The organism is Streptomyces sp. NP-1717 (assembly GCF_022695985.1).
Lineage (GTDB): Bacteria > Actinomycetota > Actinomycetes > Streptomycetales > Streptomycetaceae > Streptomyces.
Genome location: NZ_JAAPBF010000246.1, coordinates 1 through 10624, shown reverse-complemented (window position 1 = coordinate 10624; position 10624 = coordinate 1). Strand labels below are relative to the sequence as shown.

The 10624-nt window shown below is 71.7% G+C and carries 1 protein-coding gene; it reads left to right on the top strand.

Annotation, left to right across the window (positions count from 1 at the left end; all coding sequences use genetic code 11):
• Positions 1–10624: SDR family NAD(P)-dependent oxidoreductase (locus GXP76_RS30745; protein WP_374363203.1), on the top strand; the 10624-nt coding region annotated here is incomplete at both ends.

The following is a 10624-nucleotide window of genomic DNA, read 5'->3' as shown; positions in this document are numbered from 1 at the left end:
GCTGGTTTGGATGGGGGGTATTGGTTTCGGAATTTGCGGGAGACGGTTCGTTTTGAGGATGCGGTGCGTGGGTTGTTGGGGGGTGGTCGTCGTCAGTTTGTGGAGTGCAGTCCGCATCCGTCGTTGTTGGGGTCGGTGGTTGATATTGCTGATGAGGTGGGGGTGCGGGTTGCGGCTGTTGGTTCGTTGCGGCGGGGTGATGGTGGTCGGGGCCGGTTCGTGAGGAGTGTGGCCGAGGCCCACACCCAAGGCGTCCCCGTGAACTGGGAGCCGTTCTTCGCGGACCCGGGCGGACAGCGCGTACCGCTGCCCACCTACCCCTTCCAGCGTGAACGCCACTGGTGGGAGCCACGGTCCGGCACCACCGGACCCGCGGCGACACCCGTGAACGCTCCCGAACCGACGACCTCTCCCACGCCGGTCGCGGCCCCCGACACCGACCTCGACGAGGACACGCGGCCGACTGTGCCAACCGGCCGGGAGACGCTGGCCGACCGGCTCGCGGCCCTCCGCGAGATCGACCAGGACCGGACCGTACTCGACCTGGTCCGCGACCAGGCGGCGCTGGTGCTGGAACACGACTCGGCGGAAGGCGTCGAGACGGACCTGACGTTCCGCGAACTCGGCTTCGACTCCATGATGGCGGTCGAGATGCGCCGGCGGATGAACACCGTCACGGAGCTGCGCCTGCCCGCCACCGTCCTCTTCGAACACCCCACGCCCGCCCGCCTGGCCCGCCACCTGCGCCGGGAACTCCTCCCGGCGGCCGCCTCGGACACCACCGCCCCCACCGTCACCGCCGGCGATCCGGTCGCCATCGTCGGAATCGGCTGCCGCTTCCCGGGCGACGTACGTTCCCCCGACGACCTGTGGCGGCTGCTCGCCGCAGGCACCGACGCCATCTCGGAGTTCCCCGACGACCGCGGTTGGCGGCTGGACGACCTGTTCGACCCGGACCCCGAGAGCGACGGGCGCAGCTACGTACGCCACGGCGGCTTCCTGCACGACGCGGCCCAGTTCGACGCGGCCTTCTTCGGCATCGGCCCGCGCGAGGCCGACGCCATGGACCCCCAGCAGCGGCTCCTGCTGGAGACCTCGTGGGAGGCGCTGGAACGCGCCGGCATCGACCCCACCGCACTGCACGGCAGCCACACGGGCGTGTTCCTCGGCGCGACCTCACAGGACTACGGCTCCCGACTGGCCGACGCACCGCCCGGATACGAGGGCTACGTACTCACCGGCAGCACGTCCAGCGTGGCGTCCGGGCGGGTCGCGTACACCCTCGGACTGGAAGGACCGGCGCTGACCGTCGACACGGCCTGCTCCTCGTCCCTCGTGGCGCTGCACCTCGCGCGGCAGTCCCTGCTGCGCGGCGAGTGTTCGATGGCGCTGGCCGGCGGAGTGACCGTGATGGCGACCCCCGGCATGTTCGCCGAGTTCAGCCGCCAGCGCGGACTGGCCCCCGACGGGCGCTGCAAACCCTTCGCGGAGGCCGCCGACGGCACCGCCTGGAGCGAAGGCGTCGGCGTCCTCCTCCTGGAACGGCTCTCCGACGCGCACCGCAACGGACATCAAGTCCTCGCCGTCCTGCGCGGATCCGCCGTCAACCAGGACGGCGCCAGCAACGGTCTGACCGCACCCAACGGAGGCGCCCAGCGCCGTGTCATCCGACAGGCACTCGACACGGCCGGACTCCTGTCGGCCGATGTGGACGCGGTCGAGGCCCACGGCACCGGCACGACACTCGGCGACCCGATCGAGGCCCAGGCCGTCCTCGCCACCTACGGCCAGGACCGCCCGGACGGACGGCCCGTGCTGCTCGGCTCGCTCAAATCGAACATCGGGCACACCCAGGCCGCCGCCGGAGTCGCGGGCGTGATCAAGATGGTCATGGCGATGCGGCACGGCACTCTGCCGCGAACCCTGCACCTGGACCGCCCGTCCCCGCACGTCGACTGGAGCGCCGGCGCCGCCGCCCTGCTGCCCGAACCGGCTCCCTGGCCCGAGGTGGACCGGCCCCGCCGCGCCGGGGTGTCGTCGTTCGGCATCAGCGGCACCAACGCCCACGTCATCCTCGAACAGGCGCCCCACGAGCCGGACTTCGCGGGTTCCGCGGGCCCCGTACCTGCTCCCGGCCAGGTCCCCGCACCCGGCCCGGCCGCCGTGCCCTGGCCCCTGTCGGCCCGTGACCCGCGCGCCCTGCGCCGCCAAGCCGGACAGCTGCACGACTGGCTGACCCAGCACCCCGACACGTCACCCTCCGACATCGCGCACACCCTCGACACGGGACGCGCCACGCTCACCCAACGCGCCGTGCTGGTCGGCGCCGACCGCGACGAATTCCTGACCGGCCTGCATGCCCTCGCCGACGGAGAGACCGCCCCCGGCACGGTCCTGGGCACCGCGGCCGACGACCGCAGGACGGTCTTCGTCTTCCCGGGCCAGGGCTCCCAATGGGCAGGCATGGGCGCCCGGTTGATGGACGAGTCCCCGGCCTTCCGCCAGCACCTGACCCACTGCGCCGAAGCACTCCGGCCGTACCTGGAGTTCTCACCCCTGGCCGTGCTGCGCGGCGACCCGGACGCCCCCGCACTGGAGCGGGCCGACGTCGTCCAGCCGGTGCTCTTCGCCGTACTGGTGTCCCTCGCCCGGACGTGGGAGTCGTTCGGCGTACGACCCGACGCCGTCGTGGGCCACTCCCAGGGCGAGATCGCCGCCGCCCACATAGCGGGCGCCCTGTCCCTCGACGACGCGGCCCGCATCGTGGCACGGCGCAGCCAGGCCCTGGCGGAGCTCGCCGGGCGGGGCGGCATGGTGTCCGTGACCCTGCCGCTGCCCGAGGTGACGGAGCTGATCCACCGCTGGGGCGACCGCCTGGAAGTGGCGGCCGTCAACGGACCCGCCGCCGTGGTCGTCGCGGGAGACCCGGAAGCCCTCACCGAACTGCTCGCCGAATGCGCCGGGCGGCAGGTGTCCGCCCGGAGGATCGCCGTCGACTACGCCTCCCACTCGGCGCAGATGGAACCGGTCAGGGACCACCTGGCCGCCGCGCTCACCGGCATCGGACCGCGGCGGAGCGACATCCCGTTCCACTCCACCGTCACCGGCACCGAGATCACCGACACCCGGAGACTGGACGCCGACTACTGGTTCCGCAACCTCCGACAGACCGTCCGGTTCGCCGACGCCACCGGTGAACTCCTCGCCACGGGTTACCGCAACTTCGTCGAGATCAGCCCGCACCCGGTGCTCACCATCGCCATCCAGGACGCCGTCGAGCGGTACGCGGACGGCGACACCGACGCGACGGTCACCGGCACCCTGAGCCGCAACGACGGCGGCCTGCGGAACTTCCTGACCTCCCTGGCGAGCCTCCACGTGTCCGGCACACCGGTCCGCTGGGTCACCGCCGCGGGCGCCACCGCCCCCCGCCCCGTGGACCTGCCCACCTATCCCTTCCACCGTCGGCGCCACTGGCTGACACCCGCACCCGCGGGGTCCGGCGCGGCCGCCGGACTCGACACCACCGAGCACCCACTGCTCTCCGTGGCCGTACCACTGGCCGACTCCGGCGGGGTCGCCCTCAACGGCACCCTGTCCCTCCTGGACCTTCCGTGGCTCGCCGACCACGCCGTCCACGGCACCGTCCTGCTGCCCGCCACGGCCTTCGTCGAACTGGCCATCCGGGCCGGCGACCGGACCGGCTGCCCGGAGATCGAAGAGCTGGTCCTCCAGGCCCCCCTCGTACTTCCCACCTCAGGCGCCGTGCGGTCACAGGTGGTCGTGGGCGCCCCGGACACCGAAGGCCGACGCCCGGTCAGCATCCACACCGCCGGCAGCGGCGACGGGCAGCCCGAGTGGATCTGCCACGCCCGAGGCACCCTCACCCCCGCCACCGACGCACCACCCCCGGAGCCGGTGGACTCCTGGCCACCGGCCGGGTCCCAGCGAGTCGCGGTCGACGACGCCTACACCCATCTCGCCGAACTCGGCTTCGGCTACGGTCCCGCCTTCCGCGGACTGCGCCAACTCTGGCGGAACGGCGACGACTTGTACTGCGACGTCGAACTGGACGCCGCACTGACCCCGGACGCCGCCGCGTACGGTCTGCACCCCGCCCTGCTCGACGCCGCCCTCCACCCGCTCGTGTGGGCCGGCGAACAGGTCGCCCTGCCCTTCTCCTGGACCGGGGTACGGCTACGGGCGAGCGCCGCCACCGCGCTCCGCGTCCACCTGCGGCGGCAGCCCGACGGCAGCACACACCTGACCGCGACCGACCCCACCGGCGAACCGGTGGCCGACGTGGACGCGCTGACGCTCCGCCCGGTCGACCGCGAACACCTCGCCGCCCCGGCGGCGCGACACGACATGTACCTGGTCGAATGGACCACCCTCACGGCGCCGGGCACCCCCCGCCCGGCCCGCGACTGGGCGGTCATCGACCCGTCACCGCGCGGCGCCCACCCCCGGGGCGCCGACACCTACCCCGGGCTCCCCGAGCTGACCCGGGCGGTGGACGGCGGTGCGCCGGTCCCGGCGCTGGTCTGTTACCACCCGGGACAGACCCGCGCCGGGCAGGCGGAGAAGCCGGCACAACCGGCCGCGACGCACGACCTGCTGGCCGAGACGCTCGGCTTCCTCCGGACATGGCTGTCCGACGACCGGTTCACGGACGTTCCGCTGGCCGTGATCACCCGCTCGGCGGTCCGCACCGGCCCGGCCGACGGTCCGCCGGGTTCCGGCACCCCCGACGACCTCGCGGCGGCGGCCGTCTGGGGGCTGCTGCGCAGCGCACAGTCGGAGTACCCCGGCCGGTTCCTGCTGGTCGACATCGACATCACATCCGATACACACACGCGGGCCGCTCTGGACACACTGGCCGCCGCGATCGCCACCGGAGAGACCCAACTCGCCCTGCGCGCAGGGGAGATCCGTACGCCCAGGCTCGTCCGCCGGCCCCGGACGGCCGACGCCCCCACACCCACCCGTCCGGCCCCGGGCGGCACCGTACTGATCACCGGCGGCACGGGCACGCTCGGCCGGCTCGTCGCCCGTCACCTGGTCACCCGGCACGGGGCGGACCGGCTCCTGCTGACAAGCCGGCAAGGGCCCGATGCGCCCGGAGCCGACAGTCTGCGCGCGGAACTCACCGCCCTCGGCGCCGAGGTCACCATCGCCGCGTGCGACACCTCCGACCGCGCCGAGCTGACCACACTGCTCGCCGGTATCCCGGCCGAGCACCCGCTCACCGCCGTCCACCACGCCGCCGGACTGCTCGCCGACGCCACGATCGGAACACTCGACGCGGAACGGCTGCACGCGGTCCTGCGACCCAAGGTGGACGCGGCCTGGCACCTGCACGACCTCACCCGGCACCTGGATCTCACCGCCTTCGTCCTCTTCTCCTCGGTGGTGGCCACCGTCGGCGGCCCCGGCCAGGGCAACTACGCGGCGGCCAACGCCTACTTGGACGCCCTCGCGCACCAGCGGCGCGCCGACGGCCTGCCCGCGACCGCCATCGGCTGGGGCCCGTGGGCGCAGGCCAGCGGCATGACCGGCCATCTCAGCCGCGCGGACCTGGAGCGGCTGCACCGGGCCGGACTGCGCACGCTGCCCACCGAGGAAGCACTCCTCCTGCTGGACGCCGCACTGGCCGGCGACGACGCCCACGTCCTACCGGTCAAGATCGACACAGCACGTCTGCCCGCCACCGGAATACTGCGCGAACTCGCCACCGCGCAGCCGTCCCGCCGCATCGCCGCATCGTCCGCCGCTCCGGGGGACCGCCCGGACGACGACCTGCGCGCGCGGCTGGAGGCCCTGCCCGGCGCCGAACGCGCGGCGCTGCTGCGCGACCTGGTCCGTGGCCACACCGCCGTGGTCCTCGGTCACGCCAACTCGGGAGACGTCGACGCCGAACAGCCTTTCAAGGAGGCCGGGTTCGACTCCCTCGCCTCCGTCGAACTGCGTAATCGCCTGGCCGCGGCGACCGGACTGCGATTGCCGGTGACGCTCCTCTTCGACCACCCCACCCCCGCCGCCATCGCGGTCCGGCTGAGTGAGCTGCTGTTCCCGGACGGGGATCACGCGTCCGGCGCGAAGGGCCGCGCCGAAACCGTGGCCGCGTCCGTGGCGGCGTCCGCCGAACCGATCGCCATCGTGGGCATCGGCTGCCGCTACCCGGGCGGCGTGACTTCCCCCGACGACCTCTGGCGCATGGTCGCCGACGGAGTCGACGGCGTGGGGGCGTTCCCCGGCGACCGCGGCTGGGACCTGGAGCAGCTCTACGACGCAGACGCGGAGCGAACCGGCCGCAGTTACGTCCGCCAGGGCGGCTTCCTGCACGACGCCGCCGAATTCGACGCCGAGTTCTTCGGGATCAGCCCGCGTGAGGCGCTGGCGATGGACCCCCAGCAGCGACTGCTGCTGGAGGTGGCCTGGGAGACGCTGGAGGACGCCGGAGTGGATCCGGCGGGGCTGCGCGGGAGCCGGACGGGTGTGTTCGCCGGGCTCATGTATCACGACTACGCGTCGCGACTGGGCGCGTCTCCCTCGGAGTTGGAGGGCTATCTCGCCAACGGCAGCGCGGGCAGCGTCGCTTCGGGCCGGGTGGCGTACGCCTTCGGGTTCGAGGGTCCGGCGGTGACGGTGGACACGGCGTGCTCGTCGTCGTTGGTCGCGTTGCATCTGGCGTCACAGGCGCTGCGCTCGGGTGAGTGCGATGTCGCGCTGGCGGGTGGTGTGTCGGTGATGTCGACGCCACAGACCTTTGTGGAGTTCAGCCGGCAGCGCGGACTGTCGGCCGACGGCCGCTGCAAGGCGTTCTCGGCGGCGGCGGACGGGTTCGGCCCGGCCGAGGGTGTGGGGTTGGTGCTGCTGGAGAGGTTGTCGGACGCGGTGGCGAAGGGGCATCGGGTGCTGGCGGTGGTTCGTGGTTCGGCGGTGAATCAGGATGGTGCGTCGAATGGTCTGACGGCCCCGAATGGTCCGTCGCAGCAGCGGGTGATCCGCCAGGCGCTGGCCAATGCGGGTGTGGGTGCCGGTGATGTGGATGTCGTGGAGGCCCATGGGACGGGGACGACGTTGGGTGATCCGATCGAGGCGCAGGCGTTGTTGGCGACGTATGGGCAGGGGCGGTCGGAGGGGCGTCCGTTGTGGCTGGGTTCGGTGAAGTCGAACATCGGTCATACGCAGGCGGCTGCGGGTGTGGCGGGTGTGATCAAGATGGTGATGGCGATGCGTCATGGGCATCTGCCTGTGTCGTTGCATGTGGATGAGCCGTCGCCGCATGTGGACTGGTCGGCGGGTGAGGTGCGTCTGCTGACGGAGCCGGTGCCGTGGCAGCGCGACGGAGAGCTTCGGCGGGCGGGTGTGTCGTCGTTCGGTGTCAGCGGGACGAACGCGCACGTGATCCTGGAAGAGCCGCCTGCCGTTGAGTCCGAGTCCGAGTCCGAGCGGACCGTGGAGTCTGCGGGCCCGGTTGCGTGGGTGGTGTCGGGTCGGGGCGACGTCGGCCTGCGCGCCCAAGCAGCACAGTTGGCGAACTTCGTGCGCCGGCGTGAGGGTGTGGATGTTGCTGCGGTGGCTGCGGGGTTGGTCGGAAGGACCGCTTTGCAGGATCGTGCGGTTGTTGTGGGTGGGGATGTTGAGGAACTGCTGGCGGGGTTGGATGTGCTGGCGGTTGGTAGGTCGGTGGATGGGGTGGTGTCGGGTTCGGTGGTGGGTGGGAAGACGGGTGTGTTGTTTACGGGGCAGGGGTCTCAGTTTGCGGGCATGGGTGCTCAGTTGTATGAGCGGTTCGGGGTGTTTGCGGGTGTGGTGGATGAGGTGTGTGCGGTGGCGGATGGTTTGTTGCCGGAGCCGTTGCGTCCGGTGATCTTCGGTGAGGGTGGCCGGGGTGAGCTGGTCAGCGAGACGGTCTTCGCCCAGGTCGGTCTCCTCGCACTGGAGGTCGGGTTGTGGCGGGTGCTGGTCGAGTCGGGTGTCCGTGCTGATGTTCTGGTGGGGCATTCGGTCGGTGAGATCAGTGCGGCTGTGGCTGCCGGTGTGCTGAGCCTGGAGGACGCGGTCCGCCTGGCCTGCGCGCGGGGTGGGCTGATGCAAAGGCTGGCGGGGGGTGGGGTGATGGCGTCCGTGGCTGCCCCGGCCGGCGAGGTGCGGGCGCGTGTCGAAGGTGTTGCCGGTGCGTGGGTAGCTGCGGTCAATGCCCCGGAGTCCGTGGTGCTTGCCGGAGGGCCGGATGCGGTGCGGGGCGTGGTGGATGAGCTGACAGCCGAGGGCGTGCGGTGTCGTTGGCTGCCGGTGGGCCACGCTTTCCACACGACGTTGATGGACCCCGTACTGGAGGAGTTCGCCACGGCGATTGCGGATGTGGAGTTCGCGGAGCCCCGTATCCCTGTGGTCTCCACCGTGTCCGGGGAATTGGCGGGTGCGGACTTCGGGAGTGCGGCGTACTGGGTGGAGCACGCACGGCGGCCGGTGCAGTTCGCCGACGCGGTGCAGACAGCCCGCGAGTTGGGCGTGCGGGTGTGGGCGGAGGTCGGACCGCAGCCTGCCTTGTCCGCGGCGATGCCCGAGCGCGACGGTGAGGTGATCACGGCGTTCATGCGGCGTGACCGCGACCAGGTGACCGGTGTGCTCACCGGCCTCGCCCGGCTCCATGCCCACGGAGTGGAGGTCGACTGGAGCCGTGTGCTGCCGGGTTCGGTGCGGCGGACTGAGGTGCCGACGTATGCGTTCCAGCGGCGCCGTTACTGGGCTGCACCAGGGGCGTCCGGGAGTTCTCTGTCCGGGGCGGGTCTTGCTGCTGCCGGGCACAAGCTGCTTGGTGCGCAGGTGTCGTTGGCCGGTGGTGGTGTGGTGCTGACGGGGCGGTTGTCGGTGTCGGCGCAGCCGTGGCTCGCTGATCACGCGGTGTCGGATGTCGTCGTGCTGCCCGGGACCGCGTATGTCGACCTTGCCGTGCATGCCGGTGGCCAGGTCGGATGCCCGCGAGTTGAAGAACTCACCCTGCAGGCGCCGTTGGTGCTTGCCGAGAGTGGCCCGGGTGTGACGGTTCAGGTTGTGGTCGATGAGTCCGACGATCACGGTCGGCGTGCGGTGAGTGTGTTCTCCCGTCCGGACATGAACGACGACGACGGGGAGTGGGTCCGTCACGGCACGGGCTTCCTGACCACGAGCGACGGCCCGGCCGACTCTGCGGATACCGCGTGGGTGTGGCCTCCGGCCGGTGACCCGGTCCCGGCAGAGGAGGTCTACACGGGGCTGGTGGACGCCGGGTTCGACTACGGGCCGGTGTTCCGGGGCCTGCGGCGAGTATGGCTGGACGGCAAAGACGTCTACGCCGAGGTCGAACTCCCCGACGACCCGGCCGGGTTCGCACTCCACCCGGCTCTCCTCGACGCCGCCCTCCACGCCCTGGCCGCCACCAACGCCTCGGCAAAGGACGAAGGCGGAATGCCCTTCGCCTTCACCGGCGTACAGGTCCACACCACAGGCGCGCGCACCCTCCACGTTCGGCTACGCCGCAACGAAGACGGCGTGGGCGTCGAGGCCGTCGACCCGACCGGGCAACCCGTCGTCACCGTCGAATCCCTCGCCTTCCGCCCCATCAGTGAGGCTTCCCTCAACCCGGCGCGGGAGACCCCGCTGAGGATGCGCTGGGACCAGGTCGCGGTCGTAACCGATACGCCGGAGACGCAGAGTCACTCAGCAGCGCCCGTTCCCGACAACTGTGCTCTTGTGTCGGCGGACCATTACCGAGGTGTGGACGCGGTACTGAGTGCTCTGGACGATGGCGCGACCCGCCCCGCCTGGGTGGTGCTGAACATGCCGGACAGTACTTCCGGGCCGGTGCCGGTGCCGGTGCGCGCCCGCGCCGTGACGGAGTGGCTGCTCCTTCAGCTACAGACGTTCCTGACCGCGCCCGCGCTCTCCGATGCGCGGCTGTTGATCCGTACCACCGGAGCTGTCGCCACCGGTCCCGGAGACCGGAACGTGGACCCGGCCGTCAGCACCGTCTGGGGTCTGGCGAGGTCGGCCGCCGCGGAGAACCCGGGCCGCATCCAACTGCTCGACACCGACACCGACACCGACACCGAACCCGACATCACGACCGGCGACGTCTCCCTCCACAGCCTGCTGGCCGCAGTAGACGAGACAGGCCGCGAACAACTCGCCCTGCGTAGGGGTGTGTTGCTCGCCCCGTTGCTTGCCCCGATCGATGACGACGTACTGCCGGTCCCGGACGCCGGGCAGTGGCAGCTGGCACCCGGTGGAGAGACGCTCGACGGGCTGAGCCTCGTCCCCGGTCCCACCCTCCCAACGGCACTTGCGCCGGGGCAGGTACGGGTGGCCGTTCGCGCCGCCGGCCTGAACTTCCGTGACGTGATGGTCGCCCTCGGGGCATACCCCGGGCGCGCCGCACTCGGCGCGGAGGGCGCCGGAATCGTCACCGAGGTCGGCCCAGATGTCACCGGACTGGCCGTCGGAGACGGGGTGTTGGGGCTGATGTCGGAGTGCTTCGGGCCGAGCGCGGTGACGGACGCACGGATGGTCGCCGCGACACCGGAGGAGTGGTCGTTCGCGGAGGCGGCTTCGGTGCCGATCGTATTCCTCACGGCGT